Raw genomic sequence first — 19,199 nt, forward strand, 5'->3', positions numbered from 1 at the left:
CCCTGCTTCTCAGAAGTCCGTGGCGAGCGACTTGTCGGCGTAGTCGGGGTGCCGGGAGGCGGAGTTGGCGTAACTCTCCTGCGTCTCCCTGGCCAGCGACGCGTCCAGCCGGGCCGGACGGTAGTACGCACTGCCCTGCCGCCAGTACCGGATCATCGGCACCACACCGATGGCGAGACCACCGAGGCCGATCCCTGTCGACGCCGCACTCAGCTCGCCCAGCGCCTCGAAGAAGATCCAGAGCATGAACAGCGCTCCGAGCAGCGGCCAGGCGCCGCCGAGGACGAAGTCCCGTACCGACCTCAGAAGGGTTCTGCGGTACGCGACGACCGCCGCGATTCCCGCGAGACCGTAGTAGAACGCGATCTGCAGGCCGATCGCCGCGACGGCCGCGGCCAGCACATCACCGACCGAGCCGAGCGCGGTGGAGGCAACGAACATCGCGAGCGCCACCGCGCCGACGACGGCGACCGCCACCCAGGGAGTGTTCCACCGGCGGTGCACCGTGCCGAGCGCGGCCGGCATGGAACGGTCCCTGCCCATCGCGAACAGCGAGCGGGTGACCTGGATCAAAGTCGTCTCGAGCGTGGCGACGGTGGACAACAGCACCGCCACGACCAGGAGTTTTCCGCCGACGCCCGGCCAGATCGCCTCGCCGAGCGCGCCCAGCACATTGGCGCCGCCTGCCTGGATGTCCTTGGCGGTCAGGATCACGTTCACCGCGATCGTGAACGCCTCGAAGAGAAGGAAGACGACACCGACGCCGACAAGCGCCGCGAGTCCGGCAGTGCGGCGGCTGTTGCGGGTCTCCTCGCTGAGGTTGCTCGTGACGTCCCAGCCCCAGTAGTAGAAGGTCGCGATCAGCGCGCCCGACGCGAAGCCGGAGGCTCCGTCGAAGTGCGAGAAGCCGAGCCAGGACCAGTCGAAGGCGGCCGCGGCCCCGTGGTGCAGCAGCGCGGCGAGGATGAAGAACAGCAGGATCGCCAGCTCGACACCGGACATCAGCAGCTGCGCACGTACGGTCAGCCGGGCGCCGCCCAGGACGACCAGCAGCATCGCCAGGAACCAGCCCGCGCCGACCGCTGTCGCGAGGACGGTGCTCTCGGCGAGGGACGGATCGAAGAGCGCGAGCGTCATCGCGCCGGCCGGCAGCGAACCGGCCACCATGAATATCGTCGCGGAGACGACGAGCGCCCAGCCGGACAGGAACCCGAGGAAGGGATGGAGGGTGCGGCCCACCCAGGAGTAGCTGGCGCCGGCGTTGATGTCGATCCGGCCGAGCCTGCGGAAGGCCAGGACGATGCCGAGCATCGGTATGGCGCAGTACAGCAGCGCGGCCGGTCCGGCGAGACCGACGGAGGCGAAGAGTACGGCGGTGGTGGCGGCGATCGAGTAGGCGGGGGCGCTGCCCGCGACGGCCATCACGATGGTGTCGAACGTGTTGAGGACGTTGGGCTGAAGCCCTCTGCCGGAGCTGCTGCGCATGGAATTCTCCGAATGCCCATGGGACGAATGCCCTTGTGCCGCACGACATATGTCGGCATGTAAGAAACGAACGCCCGCTCCGGAGTGAAGGCCTCCGTAAAGGGAGAACGTGCGCATCGTAGTCGGATGTGCGCGGTGAGGTGAGGGGGTGGGGCTGCCCCCGGCCCACAACAGGCTGGATGACGTCATGGGCCGGTTCCCTCGCGCTCCGTGGGCATTGCCCGTGCGGCCGGCGGGGGCAAAATCGTAGAGTCGGTACATGGCTGCAGAGGTTTCGGACGAGGGCACCGTAAGGATCGACGCGTGGATCTGGTCGGTCCGGCTCACGAAGACCCGCTCCCAGGCGGCGTCCGCCTGCCGGGCAGGCCATGTCCGGGTGAACGATGAACGGGTGAAGCCGGCGCATACCGTGCGGTCGGGGGACAAGGTGCGCCTGTTCCACGCGGGCCGGGAGCGGCTGGTGGTCGTCTCGAAGATCGTCCGGAAGCGCGTGGGCCCGCCGGTGGCGGCCCAGTGCTACGTGGACAACAGCCCGCCGCCACCGCCGAGGGAATTCGTGGCACCGGTGGCGGTACGGGAGCGGGGAGCGGGCCGCCCGACAAAGCGCGACCGCCGCGAAATGGAACGCCTCCAGGGCGGGCTGCCGAAGGCATAGGAGACCCGGGGCACGGGCGCCTGCGCCCCGCCCCGGGGTGCGGGATCCCGTGTGCGTCCGGACCCCGGCCCGCGTCAGTGCACGCGACCGAGCCTTTCCGCGCCGAACTGCGCGAACTCGTTCGCGTCGTGCGACGAGAAGATCCGGATCAGCCTCGGGTCGGCACGCCGCAGCTCCCGCAGCCGCTCCAGCTGCGTCAGCCGCTCACCGTGGTTCTCCGCGACCAGCCGCTGGTGCAGTGCCACCGGGCGCGGGCAGCGCGGCCGGCGGGTGTCGATCTCGCCGTGGAAGAAGTACGCGTCGCCCGCGTGCAGCAACCACCGCTCCGGCTCCTGCACGGCCACCCCGCAGTGCCCGCGCGAGTGCCCCGGCAGCGGCACCATCAGGATGTCCGGCGAGCGCAGCACCCGTGCCGCCGCGAAGCCGTGCCAGCTGGAGTCCGCCGTGTCGTGGACGACCCACCGCGGACCGTGCGCCCACTGGGCCGGGACATAGCGACTGGAGTCCTGACGCGACTCGCGTCGCATCGCCGCCCGGTACTCGTCGGCCATCACATGGACCCGCGCGTCGGGGAAGTCCGCGAGACCGCCGGCGTGGTCCTGGTCGAGATGGGTGACGATGATGTCCTGTACGTCGTACGGGTCGTAACCCAGCGCCCGGATCTGATGGACCGCCGTACGGGAGAGATCCAGCGTCGGCCGCATGGTCCGCCGGAAGAAGGGCCCGAGCCGCCGCGGGTCCGAGATGTCAGCGGCGCCCAGACCCGTGTCGACCAGGACGAGGCCGCTGCCCGTCACCACCAGCAGGCAGTGGGCGACCAGTGGGGCGCCGCCGACAGGGTGCATCGGGGCGCAGTCGAGGTGGTGGACGACGGGCAGAGACATGCGAGGCTCCGGCTACGCGGGGAAGGGAAGGGACGACGCGAGGCCGAGCTGGGTGAGGATCGTCGCGGTGTCGAAGTAGACGCGCTCGCGAACCGGTTGCTCGTCCTCGAAGAGGAACACCGCCGGCGCCGGGCAGCGGAAGGCGCGTCCGGCGGGTGGGACGAGGACGAGAGCCTCACGCGTTTCCTTCGTCATTCTGCGGGCCCTCCAGGGCGGTTGCTCCCGTACTTACGCCGTAAGTACGGGACCGAGAGAAGCACTTACGCTGTAAGCCGTCAAGGAGGACAGCAAGAGTCCGCGAAACCCCCCCAGGAGCCACCCGATGTCTGACGGAAGACCCCGTCAACCACCCACGGAGCGCGGCACATCGGCTCACCGGCCGGCAGCCCGCGAGCCGTTGTCCCGCGAGCGGATCGTCGGCGCCGCGCTCCGGATCATCGACAACGAGGGCGTGGACGCGCTCTCCATGCGCCGGATCGCCGCCACCCTCGGCGTGCAGGCGATGTCGCTCTACAACCACGTGGGCGGCAAGGAGGACGTACTCGACGGGGTCACGGAGTACATCACCACGGACATGCAGCTGTCCCGGTGGTCCGGCGGTGGCTGGGAGGACGGCATCCGCTCGGTCGCGTACGCGTTCAGGCGCTCGTCACTGCGTCACCCGCGCGCCTGCGAGCTGGTTCTCACCCGCCAGCTCTCTTCCCCCGGGGCACTCCCGACCATCAACTGCTCTCTCTCCGTCCTGCTCGACCACGGTTTCGACGAGGCAGCCGCCGTGCATGCCCTACGGCTGCTCATCGCCTTTCAGGTCGGCTCACTGCTGCGGGAGTTCCATTCGCCCTGCTTCAAGGGTGAGGAGGAGTCGGCCGTACGGGAGCGCGCGGCGCATCTCGCGGACTCGGGATTCCCGGCGGTGGCGAAGCTCGCGTCGAAGCTGGCGGTGATGGACCACGAGGCGGAGTTCACCTTCGGGCTCGAGCTGCTGATCAACGCGCTGCGCCAGTTCGCCCCCGGGCAGTCCGAGGACGCCGGGGCCTCCCGGTGAGTTGCGGCGCATCGCGACAGCCGCAACATATTCGCCGAGACCGACGTCCTTACTACCGACGTCCTTACTGTTGGAGTGACTCGACACTGTTGGAGTGACTCCAACGTCTCAGCATCCCGCGCCCGGAGGCCGGATTGGACAGCGCCATCGCGAGGGCGGCCCCTGCCGCCGGGCCGCATGCCCCCTTCCACCCCTCGCGGGCGCGCAGCGCCGCCGCCTGGTCGGCGACCCTGCTGCTGATCGCCGCGAGTGTGGTGGCCGGCTGCCGGGTCGCGGGCACCGACGGCGTCACCCCGGTGCCGCAGCTGCTCGCCTTCCTGCCCTGGCTGCTGCTGCCGGCCGGGACCGCCCTGCTGCTGGCCCTCCTCGCGCGGTGGCGCACCGGCATGGTCTGGGCGGTCGCGGTGCTCGCCGTCATCGGCTGGTTCGTCAGGCCGTACGACACCGGGCTGACCGACGATCCGCCGGGGCCCGTCGTCGCCCGGCTCGAAGTGCTCACGTCCAACGTCGAGTTCGGCAACGCCACCGAGGGACTGCTGGCCGCGATCCGCCGCGAACAGCCCGACCTGGTGTTCGTCCAGGAATGCGACTCCAGATGCGCGGACGCGCTCGCGGCAAAGGTTTCCCGCGGCGACTATCCGCACCGCACTGTCGTCGAGGGCCGTGCGGCCAGCGGCTCGGCCATCCTCAGCAAGCTCCCGCTGCGCGCCGCCGGGGGCATCGACGCCACGCTGGCCATGCCGGGCTCGGTCGCCGTCGTCGGCGGCCGGACCGTGGACCTCCAGCTCGCCCACCCGCTGCCGCCGATCCCCGGCGGCGTCGCCGACTGGCGGCGTGAGCTCGGCCTGCTCCGTACATACGCCGCCGGGGTGAAGGGACGGCCGGCCCTCGTCGCCGGTGACTTCAACGCCACCCAGGACCACGATGCCTTCCGCCGGATCCTCGACGCCGGAGATCTTCGCGACAGCGCCACCCTGGTGGGCGCGGCCCGCATCCCGTCCTGGCCGTCCGCCGTCCGTAGACCGCTGGGCGCCCAGATCGACCATGTGCTGGTCAGCGAGGACTTCTCGGTACGCAAGGCCCGCTTTCTGGACCTGGCGAACACCGACCACCGGGCGCTGCTCGTCCAGCTCGAACTGCACGACGTGCGCTGACCGGCCGCCCGGGTAAGAGTGGGGACGTGGTGAGACCGGGGGGCCGTACATCAGGAGGCGTTCCCGATGCGCGCTGTCGCCGTCAAGGCGTTCAAGGCCGAACCCGAACTGATCCAGGTGCCCAAACCGGAGCCCGGCGTGGGCGAGGTGCTGGTGAAGGTCGAGTACGCGGCGCTCAATCCGTCCGACCGGGAGTGGGCCGACGGAATGCTCGAGGGCCTGGCACCGCATGTGTTCCCGCTGGTCATGGGCGTGGACTTCGCCGGCAGGGTGGATGTCGTGGGTCCGGGCGACAGCCGCTTCCGGGTGGGCGACGCCGTCTTCGGGCGGGCCGCGCGGCCGCCGGTCGGGACCGGGACGTACGCGGACTACGTGACCATGCCGCAGGACGGCCCCATCGCCTTCGTACCGGACGGGCTGCCGCTGAAGACCTCGGCACTGCTGCCCACCTCCGGGATGGCCGCCGCGCAGATCCTTGAGGCGGCGGGCGTAGGAACCGGGCAGAGCCTGCTGGTCATCGGCGCGGCGGGCGGCGTCGGCAGCTTTCTGACGCAACTGGCCGCCGCGCGCGGCGTACGGGTGCTCGCGGCTGTGCGCGGCGACGAACAGCGGCGGATGACCGCGCTCGGCGCCACCCTCACCGTCGACACCACCGCGCACGATCTGGCGGCCGCCGTACGGGACGCGGGCCCGGACGGCGTCGACGCCCTGGTCGACCTGGTCTCCGTGGACCCGGCCGCCTTCTCCGCGAACGCCGCGCTCGTACGTCCCGGAGGCCGGGCGCTCACCACTCGTTTCGCCGCCGGAACCGCGTGGCTCCCGGTCGGCGTCGAGGGTGTCGACTTCCGGCTGAACGCCTCGTCGGCGCTGCTCGACATCCTCGCCGCCGCGGCCGCCGACGGTTCACTGAAGGCACCGGTCGACGCCGAATTCCCGCTCGAGAAGGCTCCGGACGCGCTCGCGCAGAGCCGTGCGGGCGGCGCGCGCGGCAAGACCGTCCTCGTCCTCTGAGACTCGTCCCTCCGAGAGCAGGTGTCATGGACAACGACCAGATACTCGGCAACATCACCGCACTCGTCGCGGAGGAACGCTCCCTGCGCGAGCGCTCCGGCCGGCAGCTCGGTCTCGACGCCGACGAACAGGCCCGGCTGCACTCCGTCGAGGTACAGCTCGACCAGTGCTGGGACCTGTTGCGCCAACGCCGCGCCAAATCGGAGTTCGGCGACGACCCGGACACGGCCGAGGTCCGGCCCGCCGACGAGGTGGAGGACTACCGCGGCTGACCGCCCGGCCCGGGCCTCCGTGCGCAGGAGTTGCGCCGGACGGCTTCTTCGGGGTCTTTTGATGACCATGGGCGAAGACAAGGGCGGGACCGGGACGCGGGCGGGACGGCTGACGCCGCCGGACTGGCTGGTGAAAGGCCTGCTGCCGCAGACCGCACCCATCCCCTGGGCCGCGGTCGCCCGAGCCGCCGTCGCGCTGTCCGCGCCTCTCGCGATCGGGCTCGCCGCCGGGAAGCCCATGTATGGCGCGCTGGTGTCGATGGGCGCGCTCTCGGGCGTCATCGGCGACACCGCCGACTCCTACCGGATGCGCATCTTCAACATCGCCGTCCCGCAGTTCTTCGGCGCGGTCGGCGTCACCCTCGGAACCCTCGTGTACGGGGAGGGCTGGCAGGCGGTCGTCGCGGTGACCATCGTCGCGCTGGTCTCCGGGATGATCTCCTCGATCGGCGCGGTGGCGTCCGTGTCCGGGCTGCTGCTTCTGCTCAACACGGTGGTGGGCGCCGGGCTGCCGATGCCCGAGCCATGGTGGAAGCCCCCGCTGCTGCTCAGCCTCGGCGGGCTCTTCGTTCTCGTACTGACTCTGCTGGCCTGGCCGTTGCGCGGCCGGGAGCCGGAACGGGCATCGGTCGCCGCGGCCTACGCAAGCGTCGCCGAACTCTTCGCGACGGCGGGCACCGCGGCGTACGACGAAAAGCGCCAGGCCGTCACCCAGTCCCTCAACACCTCCTACGACCTGATCCTCGCCCGCCGGGCCCACGACCACGGGCGCAGCAGCCCGATGGTCCGGCTGCTCGCCCAGCTCAATGTGCTCATCCCGCTCGTCGAGGGCGCAGCGGCGGCGCATCGGTACGGCCGGGCCTCCCGCCGCCCCGAAATCGCCGCTGCCGTACGGGACTTGGCGGACGCGGTCGCAGAGGGCCGCAGCGAGCCGCCCGAGCTGGCGCTGCCCGAGCCGGAGGGCCCGGCCGACCGCGCCGTCGACACCGCGCTGCGGTACGCGGCCACCGTCGTGCACAAGACCGACCCCGACCCGTACAACGTGGACGACCGGCTCGGCCGGCCCGCGGCGCTGCGCGTGCGGGTCCGGCGCGTGTCCCGCGACGTGATGCTCTCCGAGGGGTCCTGGCGGTACGGGCTCCGGCTCGCGCTCTGCATAGGTCTGGCCCAGTCCCTGGTGTCCTTGGTGCCCGTGACCCGTTCGTACTGGGTGGCGCTCACCGTCACCTTCGTCATGAAGCCGGACTTCGGCTCGGTCTTCTCCCGCGCGGTGCTGCGCGCGCTCGGCACGGCGGCGGGCCTGCTCGTCGCGGCGGCGGTGCTCTCGCAGGTGCCGCGCGGCTGGTGGGACGTACCGGTGATGATGGTGCTCGCGGCGCTCATCCCCGCCTTTTCCGCGAAGGGGTACGCCTTTCAGACGGCGGCCGTCACCCCCGTGATCCTGCTGCTCTCCGACGTCCTCAACCACCAGGGCTTCAACCTGGTCCTGCCGCGTCTGGTGGACAGCCTCATCGGCTGCGCGATCGCGCTGGTGGCGGGCTATCTGCTCTGGCCGGAGAGCTGGCACACCCGTATCGGCGACCGGCTGGCGGCGGCGGTGGCGGAGACGGCGGGCTATGTGGGGCACGCGCTCAGTGCGGATGAGGACCAGGGAGAGAGGGTGCGCAGGCGCCGCCATATCTACCGTGATCTCTCGTCCGTACGGTCGGAGTTCCAGCGCGCCCTGACCGAACCGCCGCCGGTGGGGGCGCGGGCGGCAGCGTGGTGGCCGCTGGTCGTCGCGGTCGAACGGATCGTGGACGCGACGACGGCGGCGCGGGTCCGGGTGGACCACGGGGCCGAGCCGCCGGCGCCGGCCGAGGTGACGGACATCGAGCGTCAGTTGCGGGAGCTGGCGGAGGGGCTGCGGTCGAACGTTGTCCTGGTGAAGGTGCGGACGGAACTGGAGGGCGACGAGCAGGGGGTGCTGGCGCCGCTGCGTCAGGAGGTGAAGGCGGCGAGGGCGATCGCCTCACCCGAGCGGCCCACCTGACCCGAGGCCAGGGCCGGGCCTGAGGTCGGCACCTTGAGCGTCGCCGGCATCCACTTGCCGGGCCGGACGGTGCAGCGGACCCGGTCGTCCGCCACCGCGGCCGGCCCGTGCCCGGTCTCCTCACGGAGCGCTGCGGCCCGGCACGACGGCGGCATTCCCGGTGCGGACGACATCATCCCGCTCGGCAGTCCCGGCGCCGGCGCCGGCAGTCCTGGCACCGGCGCCGACCAGCCCGGCGCCGGGCGCGCGATCAGAGGACTGCCAGCACCTCGTCGGCCGCCCGCTCGCCCGAGCGCACGGCCCCCTCCATCAGCCCGTGCATCACCGTTGCCGTCTCCGTGCCCGCCCAGTGGATCCGGCCCACCGGCCGGCGCAGTGCCGGGCCGTAGTTGGTCAGCACGCCCGTGGGGAAGTGGCCCACCATCCCGCCCAGCGACCACGGCTCGGCGGACCAGTCGGTTTCCAGGTAGCCACTGGGGGTGTGAGCCTGCGGGCCGAACCGCTCGGCCAGTGCGTTCAGCCACACGTCCCGCCGCTCCTTGGGCTCCAGGCGGCCCAACTGCACGGCGCCGGGTCCGAACGCGTAGCTGCTGAGCACTCCCGGCCGGCCCGAGCGCGGCGTCTGGTCGATGGTGATCCCGACCGGTGACTGCGGTGCCAGCGTCTGTCCCGACAGGTGCTGCTCCCGCCAGAACGGCTCCGGGTAAGTCGTGAGCACCCGGATGATCGCGCCGGGCACCAGCCGCTGCCGCAGATGGCTGTGGTCGGGGGGCAGCGGCGGGTCGAAGGCGATCCGGCCGGCCAGCACGGGCGGCGTCGCCACGATCACCCGCCGCGCCCGTACGGTGAGCGCGTCGGAGCGGACCTGCACATCGGTGCCGTTGTACGTGATCTGCCGGACCGGGGACGACAGGTGCACCGCCTCACCCAGTCGCTCGGCGATCCGCCGGGCCAGCTCCGGCGCCCCGCCGTCCACCAGGTGGGTCTCGGTCTTCCGGGTGTCGGTGTAGTAGTTGAAGCTGCCGCCGCCGCGGGCCAGGACCAGCGCCCCCAGCAGCGAAACCTCCGCCGGATCGGCGCAGAAGAGCAGGTTCATCGCTGACATGAGAAGGGTGCGAGCCTTGTCCGACGGCACGTTGTGCGGCTGGGAGATCCACTCCCCGAGCGTGCGGGCGTCCAGCGCGCGGGCGCCCCGGGCCTGCCAGGGGGCGTCGGCCGGTAGCCGCCGCGCCATCCGGTTCAGGCGCATGAACGCGAGGCCCAGGGAGGCGAGCGCAACGGGTCCGATCTTGGGGACCAACCCCCGGTAGCGCTGGTTGACGCCGTCCAGGAGCAGGACCTGGTCCCCCTGCTCGTACTGGGGGTACACCTCCATGCCCAGCTCCCGGCAGAGCCGGAACATCCGGTCCTGGCCCTTGCCCAGCCAGGTGCCGCCCGCCGAGACGACCGTGCCGTCCGGCATCTCCCGGTTCCACACGCGCCCACCGACCCGGTCCCTGGCCTCGAGCACCACCACGTCGCGGCCGGCCTGTGTCAGCTCCCGCGCGGCGGCCAGACCCGCGAAACCCGCACCTACCACGCACACGTCCGCTTCCAGGCGTTCCATGGCTCACCTCCAGGGTGCAGTTTTCCCGTCCGCCGCCCGTCGCGCCCGGCGGGGACACCCATCCGGGGAGGATTCGGGACCCGTCCGACGATCCATCCGATCCAGGTGGCCCGCCCCCGATGCTGTGACCGGAAACGACGCTTCATCGGCCACTCCGAGCGTGCGGCCGGGCCCCGGGACCGGCCGGGTTCGGGCCCGGCGGGCCCGATGGGCTCGGGTCACTCGTGCGGCTCAGGTCACTTGCGCTGCTCAGCTCACTTGTGCCGCTCAGGTCACTCGTGCCGCTCTTGCCACTCGGGTGCGGCGGCGGTCCACCAGCCAGGCGGCCAGCGCCAGCGCGAGCCCGGCCGCCAGGACCCACCACGCCGTCGTGCGGAGCGTCGCCGTCAGCGCGTCGTACACCGCGCCCGCCGCCGGCCGGTCCACGTCCGGCGGCAGATCGTCGAGACAGACCCCGCGCCAGACCGCGACCGCGACGCCCAGCAGCACCGCGCCCCCCGCGAGCGCGAGGCCGAGTCCGACCAGCGCCCGCACTCTGCGTACGGCGAGAAGAACCCCGGCCGCCGCGATCAGTGCCGTCGCCACCGGCAGCCACAGTCCGACGATCCCCAGCACGTGGAAGACATCGCGGACCGTGCCGAGCTTGCCGGACTCCAGGATCGTGATCCGGGTGTGCTCGACGGGGATCTGGTCCACGAACGGCACGCCCTCGTCGGAGAGTTGCTGCTTCACCCGCTGGGTGACGGGCGCCAGATCGATGCTGACCGCACTGTCGCCGCCCTCGGCCAGGGCGTCTTCGACGGCAGTGTGGGCGGCGCGGTTGACGGTGTTCCAGACGCCCTTGAAGGCGGCGGTGCCGGCGAAGGAGAGCACGGCTTCCCGCACCAGGCTCTGGACGCCCTCCTGGAACGGGCCTGCGTCCGTCCGCTTCCTGACCTCGTCGGAGATCCGGACGGCGACGGCGTTCTGCACGCGGGGGTCCGAGGCGAGCGGCTCCATCGTGGCGACGTAGTTGTCGGTGTCGCCGATCTCCTGGTCGACCCAGACGGCGAGCGCGCTCAGCGGAGTCAGGACGGCCACCAGGACGATCAGCAGCGCCGACATCGTTGAGAGGAAGCTCCGCACTCCTCTAGGGAACGCGGGCTGAGCCGCGGGCGCGAGCGGTGCGCCGCCGACCGGGGGCCGGAGATCGGGCGTCTTCCGAGCCGGCCGTCGAATCGGCCCCCGAATCGGCCCGCAGAATCCGGGGCGGTCCTCTGACTTGCCGGGCGACGGGCGCGGGTGTGCCCTGAGAGGAGGACGCGGGGGACGAGGACGCGGGGGACGAGAGGGAAGGAGTCCGCCATGGCCGCACATGCAGCGGTGCCGGCACGGCACCACGGTTCTCTCGGCTGGGCGATGCCCGCCGCCCTGGGCGTGGTCTACGGCTTCTACGCGGCGTTCGTCGAGCGCGACGGCGGAGCCATCACGGGTGGTGACGTCCTGCTCGGTGTGGTCGCCGGTGTGGTTTTCGCGGCACTCGCGTACACGCTGGGCCGGTTCCAGGCGTCGATGCCGCGCGAGCTGCGCGCGGCAGCGTACGGGGCGCTGTGCGCCGCATCGATGGGCTACCTGATCAGCCTGGCCGGGGGGAGTGTGCTCAGGTCTGCGGCCATCGCGCTGGCGGTCGGCGCGGGGATGGGGCTCGCCACCTTCTACATCTTCTACGAGCGGGAGTAGGACCGGGCGCGCCCCTTTTTCTTCAAGCGCCTCCTTCATGCGCCGCGCGGCCGCCGGACCGGATCCGGCGGCCGCGCGACGCCGTCTCACGCTCTGTGGGTGGGGACCGGAGACACGAAGAGGAAGGCGCGGCGGAGGTTGCGCAACCGGATCCCGGCCCTTGTCACGGCTCCCGGCCTCAATCCGTTCCGGGGTCCGGCTTGCCCCGCACCACGACCACCGGGCACGGCGCGTGCTGGGTGACGTGCAGGCCGACCGAGCCGAGCAGCGTCGACTTGAAGCCGCTGTAGCCGCGGTTGCCGACCACCAGCAGTGAGGCGCCCTCGGCCCGGTCGATCAGGGCCTGGGCGACGTTCCCGATCATGACCGTCCGGGTGATCGAGGCGGCCGCGTCCGCGCCGAGGGTCTCCTTCAGGGAGTCGGCGAGGACCTGGGCCGCCAGCGTCTCCGGGTCGAAGTCCGGGGGCACGGCGGACACCATCGACGCCCAGCCCGCCGCCGGGTACTCCCAGCTGATCACGGCCTCGACCGTGTCACCGGTCAGTCCGGCCTGCCGTACGGCCCAGCGCAGCGCCCTGATCGACGGCGCGGAGCCGTCCACGCCCACGACGATCCTGCCTGCGTCTGCCATACCTGCCACCTCCGGTGCGTAGCCCTGTGCAAAGCCTACGCAAAATCAGACAAACTGTGTCACCGGTGAGGAGCCGGCCTGCGCACCGGCGGGCACGTCGACAGCCGCCCCCGCAGGCACGCCGACAGTCGCGCGCGCAGGCGAACCCGCGGTCATCAGCCCGGCGAGCTCGCGGCCGGCGCGCGCGATCCGTTCCGGCAGCGTGTCCGTCAGCGCGTCCCCCGTACCGCCCCAGTCCTCCGACGCCGCGTACACCGCCGTCGGTGTGACCAGTGCCCGCAGATAGGCGAAGAGCGGCCGCAGCGCGTGCTCCAGCACCAGCGAGTGCCGGGCGGTGCCGCCCGTCGCGGCGATCAGTACCGGCTTCCCGCTCAGCGCGTCGGGCTCGATCAGATCGAAGAACGACTTGAACAGGCCGCTGTACGAGGCGGTGAAGACGGGCGTCACGGCGATCAGACCGTCCGCCCCCGTCACCGCCTCGACCGCCTCGGCGAGCGCCGGTGCCGGAAACCCGGTGACCAGGTTGTTGGCGACGGCGACGGCCAGCTCGCGCAGTTCGACGACGCGCACCTCCACGTCCACGTCGCGCTCGCCGAGCCCGCCTCGTACGGACTCCGTCAGCCGGTCGGCCAGCAGCCGGGTCGAGGACGGCACGCTCAGCCCGGCCGACACCGCGACCAGTTTCAACGTCTCCACGGTTACGCCTCCTTCGCGAGCAGTGCCGGGTGCAGCGGCGCGGTCCGGGGCACGCCGGCCGGCCGCAGGTTCGCGAACTCCTTGCGCAGTACGGGTACGACCTCCTCGCCCAGCAGGTCGAGCTGTTCCAGCACCGTTTTCAGCGGCAGCCCCGCGTGGTCCACCAGGAAGAGCTGGCGCTGGTAGTCGCCGAAGGTCTCGCGGAAGGTCAGCGTCTTCTCGACGACCTCCTGCGGCGAGCCCACGGTCAGCGGGGTCTGCTCGGTGAAGTCCTCCAGCGAAGGCCCGTGTCCGTACACCGGCGCGTTGTCGAAGTACGGCCGGAACTCCGCGATCGCTTCCTGCGAGTTCTTCCGCATGAATACCTGTCCGCCGAGCCCGACGATCGCCTGTTCCGGCGTCCCGTGCCCGTAGTGCGCGTACCGGTCGCGGTAGAGGTTCACCAGCTTCTGGAAGTGCTCCTTGGGCCAGAAGATGTTGTTGGCGAAGAATCCGTCGCCGTAGTACGCGGCCTGTTCGGCGATCTCCGGAGAGCGGATCGAGCCGTGCCAGACGAACGGCGGGACTCCGTCCAGGGGCCGCGGTGTCGAGGTGAAGCTCTGCAGCGGCGTACGGAACCTGCCCTCCCAGTCCACGACGTCCTCGCGCCACAGCCGGTGCAGCAGCGCGTAGTTCTCGACGGCGAGCGGGATGCCCTGCCGGATGTCCTGTCCGAACCACGGGTAGACGGGGCCGGTGTTGCCGCGCCCCATCATCAGGTCGACGCGGCCCTCGGCCAGGTGCTGGAGCACCGCGTAGTCCTCGGCGATCTTGACCGGGTCGTTGGTGGTGATCAGCGTGGTCGAGGTGGAGAGGATGATCCGCTCGGTCTGCGCCGCGATGTGCCCGAGGAGCGTCGTCGGCGAGGACGGCACGAACGGCGGGTTGTGGTGCTCGCCGGTCGCGAAGACGTCCAGGCCGACCTCCTCGGCCTTGCGCGCGATGGCGACCGTCGCCTTGATCCGCTCGTGCTCGCTCGGCGTACGGCCGGTGGTCGGGTCGGTCGTGACATCGCCGACCGTGAAGATGCCGAACTGCATGGAGGTCACCTTTCGGGCTCTCGGTCTCCGCGACCGTTGGTTGAATATCGAACCAAACCCTGTAACGGTGACCCCAGCCCCCCTATTCCGGCTGCTCGTACCCTGGTGCGGGGACACTCGGCGTGCCGGACCGGCTGGAGGACTGCGGTGAGCGAGAGCGAGAGCTGGAAGGAGCGGGGCGTCGCCCTGCGTGTCTTCGTCTATGTCTTCGCCACGCACCTCTTCGCCGGCTTCGTGTGGGTCCTCTTCTACGTGGGAGAGCACGCGCAGAAGTGAGCGGCAGCGGTGCGGGAGCTGTCAGCCCGGCCCCGCGGCGCTCGTGAACAGCTGCTGGAAGGCGTCCGCGGAGTCCTGGCCCGACCTCCCGAACGGGGCGTCGAAGTCCCAGACCAGGAAGAGAAGGAACGCGATCAGGGCGCTGAACAGCCCGGCCAGCAGCAGCTCCCGGGGTGTGCGGCCGATCTGCAGCGTAAAGATCAGGCCGACCGTCACCAGCGCACCCGTGATCAGGCCGAACCACACGACGCCGGGCAGTGTCTCTCCGGCGTTCTGCACGCGGGCGTTGCGCGCGTCGTCGGCGACGGCGATCTGGTCGACGAGCGGCTGGTACGCCTGCGCCTCGAGCTCGTCGGCCGGTTTCCGCTCGGTGATGTCCGCGCGTACGACGCCGAGCAGCTCCGCGCCCCGGCCGGGGAGCTCGTCGTTGTCGATCATCCGCGGCCACTCCTGGTCGACGACATGGGAGACGTAGCGGTCGATGTCATTGCGGAGCTTGTTCCGTACGGCGGGCGGATAGACCTGGGCCCGCTGGGTGATCTCGTGCAGCGCCTGTGCCTCGCGGCGTACATCGTCCTGCGCGGCGCCGCGCGCCTCCCAGACGCCCGCGATGGCCAGACCGAGCACGATCGCGTACACGACCCCGACCATCATCGTCATGTACTCGAGGACGTCGGGGGTCTCGGTGGGGTCGTCCTCCTCCGTGGCTCCGGCTTTGCTGAGCCTGCGCTGCCTGAGCACCGTGATGACAAGGACGACGGCGCAGGCGGCGGCCATCGCGCCGGTCAGGGCCAGCCATTCCGACATGAGGGTTCTCCCGATCGGGGTGTGGGGGGTGAGGCGGTGCGTGTGTCAGGCGCCGCCGCGCCGGGATGCGGCGGACCGTGAGCGGGGCCGTAGCACCGCTGCCGCGAGCACGGCCGGTGTGGTGATCACCAGCATCATGATCACCAGGGGCGTCCCGGCGGCGAACGGTTTCCCGGCCGCCCGGCGGTGGTTGCGTACGGCGAGGACGCGCGGCCGCTCGGGACCGGTACGGGCGACGGGAGCGCGCGGGGGCGCGGAAGACGTCTTGGGCGCGGGCTCCGTGGGCCGCGGCGCCGGTGGCGGTGCCACTGCCGGCGCCACGGGCGGCGGGGGCGCGACCGGAGGCGTCACGGTCGGGCCGGGCGTGGGCGGCTCCGGTTCGGGCGGCGGGGTGCTGGTCGGTGGGGCGCTGGTCGGTGGAGTTCCGGACGGTGCGGGCGTCGGCGGCACGGTGGGAGCCGGGGTCGGCGGCGGGGTGCAGTCGCCCAAGTAGATCGATGCGGATAAGGAAACCGATGAGGACACCGATACCGACAGGCACACCGACACATCGGTAACACCTGACACAACGTCGACGACGCCGGCCCCGACCCCCTGCGAGCCGAGAATCGCCGCGATCCCCAGTGCGCTCAACTGCCCATATCCCGCCACACGGGCACGTTATGTCCGTGCGGACCGGACCGGCATCCCGTTTCACTCGTACGACTGATCAGCACATTTGTCGGACCGTCAGGCAATCGACGGCCCGTCGGCCGCGCGGTCCGGGAGGCGCCGGAAGGCCCGGACGCCCACGCCGGGCCTGCCCTCCTTCGGCGCCCCCCGACGCCGTACGGGCGGCGCGGCGGCCTCCGTGGCAGCGCCGGAAGATTCTTTTGCACTTTGTTGCATAATCCCTCTCGGCCAGCTAGAACTGGATGGACGACCCCTGCGCGAGGAGGCGCCCCGATGAGCCCGACCCCGTACCCGCACCTGCTGAGCCCCCTCGACCTGGGGTTCACCACCCTGCCCAACCGGGTGCTCATGGGCTCGATGCACATCGGCCTCGAGGAGGCCGAGCGCGGCTTCGAGCGGATGGCCGCCTTCTACGCCGCACGCGCCCGCGGCGGCGTCGGCCTCATCGTCACGGGCGGCATCGCCCCGAACGACCGGGGCCGTCCGTACGAGGGCGGCGCCAAGCTCACCACCGAGGCCGAGGCGGAGCAGCACCGGGCCGTCACCGCCGCCGTGCATGCCGAGGGCGGCCGGATCGCGATGCAGATCCTGCACTTCGGCCGGTACGCGTACCACGCCGACCTGGTCGCGCCGAGCGCGATCCAGGCCCCCATCAGCCCGTTCGTCCCGCACGCCCTGACCGACGCCGAGGTCGAGGAGACCATCGAGGACTTCGTAAGGGCGGCAGAGCTGGCGAAGTCCGCCGGGTACGACGGCGTCGAGATCATGGGCTCCGAGGGCTACTTCATCAACGAGTTCATCGCCGGCGCCACCAACCACCGCACCGACCGCTGGGGCGGCTCGTACGAGAATCGGATACGGCTTCCGCTGGAGATCGTCCGCCGCACCCGTGAGCGCGTCGGCCCGGACTTCATCCTGATCTACCGGCTCTCCATGCTGGACCTGGTGCCCGGCGGCTCCTCGCTGCAGGAGGTGATCACGCTCGCCAAGGAGATCGAGGCGGCCGGAGTGACGATCATCAACACGGGGATCGGCTGGCACGAGGCCCGTATCCCGACCATCGCGACCTCGGTCCCGCGCGGCGCCTACACCTGGGTGACCAAGAAGCTGATGGGGTCCGTCTCCGTCCCGCTGATCACCAGCAACCGCATCAACACCCCGGAGGTCGCCGAGCAGTTGCTCGCCGAGGGGCGTGCGGACATGGTGTCGCTGGCCCGGCCGTTCCTCGCCGACCCCGAATTCGTCGCCAAGGCGATGGCGGACCGCGCGGAGGCCATCAACACCTGCATCGGCTGCAACCAGGCCTGTCTGGACCACACCTTCAGCGGGAAGATCACATCCTGCCTGGTCAACCCGCGTGCCTGCCACGAGACCGAACTCGTCCTCTCGCCGACCCGGCTGCGCAAGCGCGTCGCCGTGATCGGCGCCGGCCCGGCCGGCCTCGCCTGCGCCGTCTCGACGGCCGAGCGCGGACACGAGGTGACCCTCTTCGACGCGGCCGACGAGATCGGCGGCCAGCTGAACATCGCCAAGCGGATCCCGGGCAAGGAAGAGTTCAACGAGACGCTGCGGTACTTCCGTACGCAGCTCGAACTGCACGGCGTGGAGGTCCGGCTGGGCACCCGCGTCACCGCGGACGACCTCGCGCCGGCCGCGTACGACGAGATCGTCGTCGCCACCGGAGTCACGCCGAGGACCCCCGAGATCCCGGGCGTCGACCACCCGAGCGTCCTCAGCTACCTCGACGTCCTGCGCGACGGCGCGCCCGTCGGCGAGCGCGTCGCGGTCATCGGCGCCGGCGGAATCGGCTTCGACGTGGCGGAGTTCCTCACCGACGGCGGACAGGGCGCGAGCCTGGACGCCGCGACGTACTTCCGCCAGTGGGGCGTGGACACCGACTACAGCGCGCCGGGCGGACTGACCGCTCCCGAGCGGTCCGCGCCGCCGCGCTCGGTCCACCTCCTCCAGCGCAAGGCCGGCAAGGTCGGCGCGGGTCTCGGCAAGACGACGGGCTGGATCCACCGCACGGAGCTGAGGCACCGGGGGGTCCGGACGACCGCCGGGGCGACGTACGAGCGGATCGACGACGAGGGCCTGCATGTCAGCGTCGACGGCGCGGCCAGGGTCATCCCTGTCGACACGGTCGTGCTGTGCGCGGGACAGGAGCCGCAGCGCGCGCTGTACGAGGAGCTGAGTGCCGCGGGCCACTCCGTGCACCTCATCGGCGGGGCGGACGTGGCGGCCGAGCTCGACGCGAAGCGCGCCATCGACCAGGGCACACGGCTCGCGGCGACGCTCTGAGGCGTCGGCGCCGGATACCTAGGATCGAGCCATGTCCCTCCCGCACGCGATCCTCACGGCCCTGCTCGAAAAGCCCTCGTCGGGGCTGGAGCTGACCCGCCGCTTCGACAAGTCGATCGGCTACTTCTGGTCGGCCACGCATCAGCAGATCTACCGCGAGCTGGGAAAACTGGAGCAGGCGGGCCATATCCGCGCACTGCCGTCGGCGCAGCCGACCCGCGGGCAGAAGAAGGAGTACGAGGTCCTGCCCGCGGGCCGTGAGGAGCTGACGGCGTGGGTCGCCAGGTCCGAGGACCCGAAGCCCGTCCGCGACCCGCTACTGTTGCGGCTGCGTGCGGCGGGCGTGGTCGGCAGCGAGGGGCTCGAGGAGGAGCTGGAGCGTCACCTCGCGATGCACCGGAGGCAGTTGGCCGAGTACTCGGAGATCGAGGCGCGCGACTTTCCGCCGCAGCGGCAGTCGAGTGAGCAGGACAGGCTGCGGCACATGGTGCTGCGCGGGGGCATCGAGCTGGAGACGTTCTGGACGAAGTGGCTGACCGACGCGCTGGAGGAGTTCGGGCGGACGCCGTGACGGTCGCGATGGCGGAGGCCGCCGGGCGCCGCGACTGACGCCGTGACAGGTGCCGCCTCACCGGACCGGCCTATCGCCGACATGCGGTACCTGACGGCCCGTGAGATTGTCGCCAGATGACTGATTCCCTGATCGCCGCCTGCTGCGCGGCCGTGTTCGCGCTGCTCCTGACCTCTGTCCTCGGTCTCGCCCGCGCCGGTGGCAGCGACCCGTCGGCCGAGGCGCGTTCCGTGACCCTCGCGGTGTACGGCGGTGTCGTCGCCGTGGTGACACTCGGCCTGCTCATCATCCTGGCGTGAGGTC

At 71.3% G+C, this 19,199-nt stretch carries 22 protein-coding genes; 12 read left to right on the top strand and 10 right to left on the bottom strand.

The window, feature by feature from the left end:
- Positions 1 to 9: 9 nt before the first annotated feature.
- Positions 10 to 1,485 carry an APC family permease gene (locus tag ACWDZ6_RS05035; RefSeq protein WP_366734262.1) on the bottom strand — a complete coding sequence of 492 codons (1,476 nt, stop codon included), beginning with the start codon at positions 1,483 to 1,485 and terminating at the stop codon, positions 10 to 12.
- 259 nt (positions 1,486 to 1,744) lie between these two features.
- Between ACWDZ6_RS05035 and ACWDZ6_RS05040 the strand changes: the two genes are divergently transcribed.
- On the top strand, positions 1,745 to 2,140 hold the full coding sequence (locus ACWDZ6_RS05040) for an RNA-binding S4 domain-containing protein (protein WP_326651273.1): 396 nt from the start codon (positions 1,745 to 1,747) through the stop codon (positions 2,138 to 2,140).
- Between the two features lie 74 nt (positions 2,141 to 2,214).
- Here the strand turns inward: ACWDZ6_RS05040 and ACWDZ6_RS05045 are convergent, their stop codons facing one another.
- Together ACWDZ6_RS05045 and ACWDZ6_RS05050 are read right to left on the bottom strand one after the other, a co-directional pair.
- Positions 2,215 to 3,024, bottom strand: coding sequence for an MBL fold metallo-hydrolase (locus ACWDZ6_RS05045; protein ID WP_451501704.1), 810 nt, complete (start codon positions 3,022 to 3,024; stop codon positions 2,215 to 2,217).
- A 12-nt stretch (positions 3,025 to 3,036) separates the two neighbouring features.
- Positions 3,037 to 3,219 (bottom strand): hypothetical protein, encoded by a 183-nt coding sequence (locus ACWDZ6_RS05050; protein WP_366734260.1) that lies wholly within the window; start codon positions 3,217 to 3,219, stop codon positions 3,037 to 3,039.
- Between the two features lie 127 nt (positions 3,220 to 3,346).
- Here ACWDZ6_RS05050 and ACWDZ6_RS05055 point away from each other — a divergent pair, with 127 nt between their 5' ends.
- From ACWDZ6_RS05055 to ACWDZ6_RS05075, 5 genes are all read left to right on the top strand, one after another.
- Positions 3,347 to 4,069 (top strand): TetR/AcrR family transcriptional regulator C-terminal domain-containing protein, encoded by a 723-nt coding sequence (locus ACWDZ6_RS05055; protein ID WP_451501705.1) that lies wholly within the window; start codon positions 3,347 to 3,349, stop codon positions 4,067 to 4,069.
- A 134-nt stretch (positions 4,070 to 4,203) separates the two neighbouring features.
- Entirely contained in the window at positions 4,204 to 5,223 is a 1,020-nt protein-coding gene (locus tag ACWDZ6_RS05060) for an endonuclease/exonuclease/phosphatase family protein (protein WP_451501706.1), read from the top strand.
- Positions 5,224 to 5,289: 66 nt separating this feature from the next.
- Positions 5,290 to 6,234, top strand: coding sequence for an NADP-dependent oxidoreductase (locus ACWDZ6_RS05065; protein WP_451501707.1), 945 nt, complete (start codon positions 5,290 to 5,292; stop codon positions 6,232 to 6,234).
- A 26-nt stretch (positions 6,235 to 6,260) separates the two neighbouring features.
- Complete coding sequence (locus tag ACWDZ6_RS05070) at positions 6,261 to 6,506, top strand: DUF2630 family protein (protein ID WP_366734256.1); 246 nt, start codon at positions 6,261 to 6,263, stop codon at positions 6,504 to 6,506.
- A gap of 61 nt (positions 6,507 to 6,567) precedes the next feature.
- Complete coding sequence (locus ACWDZ6_RS05075; protein WP_451501708.1) at positions 6,568 to 8,538, top strand: FUSC family protein; 1,971 nt, start codon at positions 6,568 to 6,570, stop codon at positions 8,536 to 8,538.
- Here ACWDZ6_RS05075 and ACWDZ6_RS05080 read toward each other — a convergent pair.
- From ACWDZ6_RS05080 to ACWDZ6_RS05090, 3 genes are all read right to left on the bottom strand, one after another.
- Positions 8,487 to 8,756, bottom strand: coding sequence for a hypothetical protein (locus ACWDZ6_RS05080; RefSeq protein WP_451501709.1), 270 nt, complete (start codon positions 8,754 to 8,756; stop codon positions 8,487 to 8,489). The genes ACWDZ6_RS05075 and ACWDZ6_RS05080 overlap by 52 nt on opposite strands.
- Positions 8,757 to 8,788: 32 nt before the next feature.
- Complete coding sequence (locus tag ACWDZ6_RS05085) at positions 8,789 to 10,144, bottom strand: flavin monoamine oxidase family protein (RefSeq protein ID WP_451501710.1); 1,356 nt, start codon at positions 10,142 to 10,144, stop codon at positions 8,789 to 8,791.
- Between the two features lie 267 nt (positions 10,145 to 10,411).
- On the bottom strand, positions 10,412 to 11,248 hold the full coding sequence (locus tag ACWDZ6_RS05090) for a hypothetical protein (protein ID WP_451501711.1): 837 nt from the start codon (positions 11,246 to 11,248) through the stop codon (positions 10,412 to 10,414).
- A 240-nt stretch (positions 11,249 to 11,488) separates the two neighbouring features.
- Here ACWDZ6_RS05090 and ACWDZ6_RS05095 point away from each other — a divergent pair, with 240 nt between their 5' ends.
- Entirely contained in the window at positions 11,489 to 11,863 is a 375-nt protein-coding gene (locus ACWDZ6_RS05095) for a hypothetical protein (protein WP_451501712.1), read from the top strand.
- A gap of 178 nt (positions 11,864 to 12,041) precedes the next feature.
- Here ACWDZ6_RS05095 and ACWDZ6_RS05100 read toward each other — a convergent pair whose 3' ends face one another.
- The 3 genes from ACWDZ6_RS05100 to ACWDZ6_RS05110 are packed head-to-tail and all read right to left on the bottom strand — an operon-like array spanning position 12,042 to position 14,269.
- A complete protein-coding gene (locus ACWDZ6_RS05100; RefSeq protein ID WP_451501713.1) occupies positions 12,042 to 12,494 on the bottom strand; it encodes a universal stress protein in 453 nt (150 codons plus the stop codon).
- A gap of 45 nt (positions 12,495 to 12,539) precedes the next feature.
- Positions 12,540 to 13,190 (bottom strand): FMN reductase, encoded by a 651-nt coding sequence (locus ACWDZ6_RS05105; protein WP_451501714.1) that lies wholly within the window; start codon positions 13,188 to 13,190, stop codon positions 12,540 to 12,542.
- Between the two features lie 2 nt (positions 13,191 to 13,192).
- Positions 13,193 to 14,269 carry an LLM class flavin-dependent oxidoreductase gene (locus ACWDZ6_RS05110; RefSeq protein ID WP_451501715.1) on the bottom strand — a complete coding sequence of 359 codons (1,077 nt, stop codon included), beginning with the start codon at positions 14,267 to 14,269 and terminating at the stop codon, positions 13,193 to 13,195.
- 147 nt (positions 14,270 to 14,416) lie between these two features.
- On the opposite strand from ACWDZ6_RS05110, the gene ACWDZ6_RS05115 reads away from it, so the two are divergent.
- Positions 14,417 to 14,545 carry a DUF6126 family protein gene (locus tag ACWDZ6_RS05115; protein ID WP_351453004.1) on the top strand — a complete coding sequence of 43 codons (129 nt, stop codon included), beginning with the start codon at positions 14,417 to 14,419 and terminating at the stop codon, positions 14,543 to 14,545.
- Between the two features lie 21 nt (positions 14,546 to 14,566).
- On the opposite strand, the gene ACWDZ6_RS05120 is transcribed toward ACWDZ6_RS05115, so the two are convergent.
- On the bottom strand, positions 14,567 to 15,352 hold the full coding sequence (locus tag ACWDZ6_RS05120; protein WP_451501716.1) for a bestrophin-like domain: 786 nt from the start codon (positions 15,350 to 15,352) through the stop codon (positions 14,567 to 14,569).
- Positions 15,353 to 15,473: 121 nt separating this feature from the next.
- Here ACWDZ6_RS05120 and ACWDZ6_RS05125 point away from each other — a divergent pair, with 121 nt between their 5' ends.
- The 4 genes from ACWDZ6_RS05125 to ACWDZ6_RS05140 all read left to right on the top strand — a co-directional run bounded on the left by ACWDZ6_RS05125 (position 15,474) and on the right by ACWDZ6_RS05140 (position 19,195).
- A complete protein-coding gene (locus ACWDZ6_RS05125) occupies positions 15,474 to 15,845 on the top strand; it encodes a hypothetical protein (RefSeq protein ID WP_451501717.1) in 372 nt (123 codons plus the stop codon).
- Between the two features lie 452 nt (positions 15,846 to 16,297).
- The gene (locus ACWDZ6_RS05130; protein WP_451501718.1) at positions 16,298 to 18,325 is read left to right on the top strand and encodes an FAD-dependent oxidoreductase; all 2,028 of its coding nucleotides are present in this window, start codon (positions 16,298 to 16,300) and stop codon (positions 18,323 to 18,325) included.
- A 31-nt stretch (positions 18,326 to 18,356) separates the two neighbouring features.
- Entirely contained in the window at positions 18,357 to 18,896 is a 540-nt protein-coding gene (locus ACWDZ6_RS05135; protein ID WP_389185028.1) for a PadR family transcriptional regulator, read from the top strand.
- A 116-nt stretch (positions 18,897 to 19,012) separates the two neighbouring features.
- Positions 19,013 to 19,195, top strand: a complete 183-nt coding sequence (locus ACWDZ6_RS05140; protein WP_451501719.1) for a hypothetical protein — start codon at positions 19,013 to 19,015, stop codon at positions 19,193 to 19,195.
- Positions 19,196 to 19,199: the final 4 nt, after the last annotated feature.

Source organism: Streptomyces sp. NPDC002926 (genome assembly GCF_053591755.1).

What these genes read in the sequence shown, in the direction of transcription:
- ACWDZ6_RS05035 (WP_366734262.1), bottom strand. Translation starts at nt 1,485, where the DNA reads ATGCGCAGCAGCTCCGGCAGAGGGCTTCAGCCCAACGTCCTCAACACG.
- ACWDZ6_RS05040 (WP_326651273.1), top strand. Translation starts at nt 1,745, where the DNA reads ATGGCTGCAGAGGTTTCGGACGAGGGCACCGTAAGGATCGACGCGTGG.
- ACWDZ6_RS05045 (WP_451501704.1), bottom strand. Translation starts at nt 3,024, where the DNA reads ATGTCTCTGCCCGTCGTCCACCACCTCGACTGCGCCCCGATGCACCCT.
- ACWDZ6_RS05050 (WP_366734260.1), bottom strand. Translation starts at nt 3,219, where the DNA reads ATGACGAAGGAAACGCGTGAGGCTCTCGTCCTCGTCCCACCCGCCGGA.
- ACWDZ6_RS05055 (WP_451501705.1), top strand. Translation starts at nt 3,347, where the DNA reads ATGTCTGACGGAAGACCCCGTCAACCACCCACGGAGCGCGGCACATCG.
- ACWDZ6_RS05065 (WP_451501707.1), top strand. Translation starts at nt 5,290, where the DNA reads ATGCGCGCTGTCGCCGTCAAGGCGTTCAAGGCCGAACCCGAACTGATC.
- ACWDZ6_RS05070 (WP_366734256.1), top strand. Translation starts at nt 6,261, where the DNA reads ATGGACAACGACCAGATACTCGGCAACATCACCGCACTCGTCGCGGAG.
- ACWDZ6_RS05075 (WP_451501708.1), top strand. Translation starts at nt 6,568, where the DNA reads ATGACCATGGGCGAAGACAAGGGCGGGACCGGGACGCGGGCGGGACGG.
- ACWDZ6_RS05085 (WP_451501710.1), bottom strand. Translation starts at nt 10,144, where the DNA reads ATGGAACGCCTGGAAGCGGACGTGTGCGTGGTAGGTGCGGGTTTCGCG.
- ACWDZ6_RS05090 (WP_451501711.1), bottom strand. Translation starts at nt 11,248, where the DNA reads ATGTCGGCGCTGCTGATCGTCCTGGTGGCCGTCCTGACTCCGCTGAGC.
- ACWDZ6_RS05095 (WP_451501712.1), top strand. Translation starts at nt 11,489, where the DNA reads ATGGCCGCACATGCAGCGGTGCCGGCACGGCACCACGGTTCTCTCGGC.
- ACWDZ6_RS05100 (WP_451501713.1), bottom strand. Translation starts at nt 12,494, where the DNA reads ATGGCAGACGCAGGCAGGATCGTCGTGGGCGTGGACGGCTCCGCGCCG.
- ACWDZ6_RS05110 (WP_451501715.1), bottom strand. Translation starts at nt 14,269, where the DNA reads ATGCAGTTCGGCATCTTCACGGTCGGCGATGTCACGACCGACCCGACC.
- ACWDZ6_RS05120 (WP_451501716.1), bottom strand. Translation starts at nt 15,352, where the DNA reads ATGTCGGAATGGCTGGCCCTGACCGGCGCGATGGCCGCCGCCTGCGCC.
- ACWDZ6_RS05130 (WP_451501718.1), top strand. Translation starts at nt 16,298, where the DNA reads ATGAGCCCGACCCCGTACCCGCACCTGCTGAGCCCCCTCGACCTGGGG.
- ACWDZ6_RS05135 (WP_389185028.1), top strand. Translation starts at nt 18,357, where the DNA reads ATGTCCCTCCCGCACGCGATCCTCACGGCCCTGCTCGAAAAGCCCTCG.
- ACWDZ6_RS05140 (WP_451501719.1), top strand. Translation starts at nt 19,013, where the DNA reads ATGACTGATTCCCTGATCGCCGCCTGCTGCGCGGCCGTGTTCGCGCTG.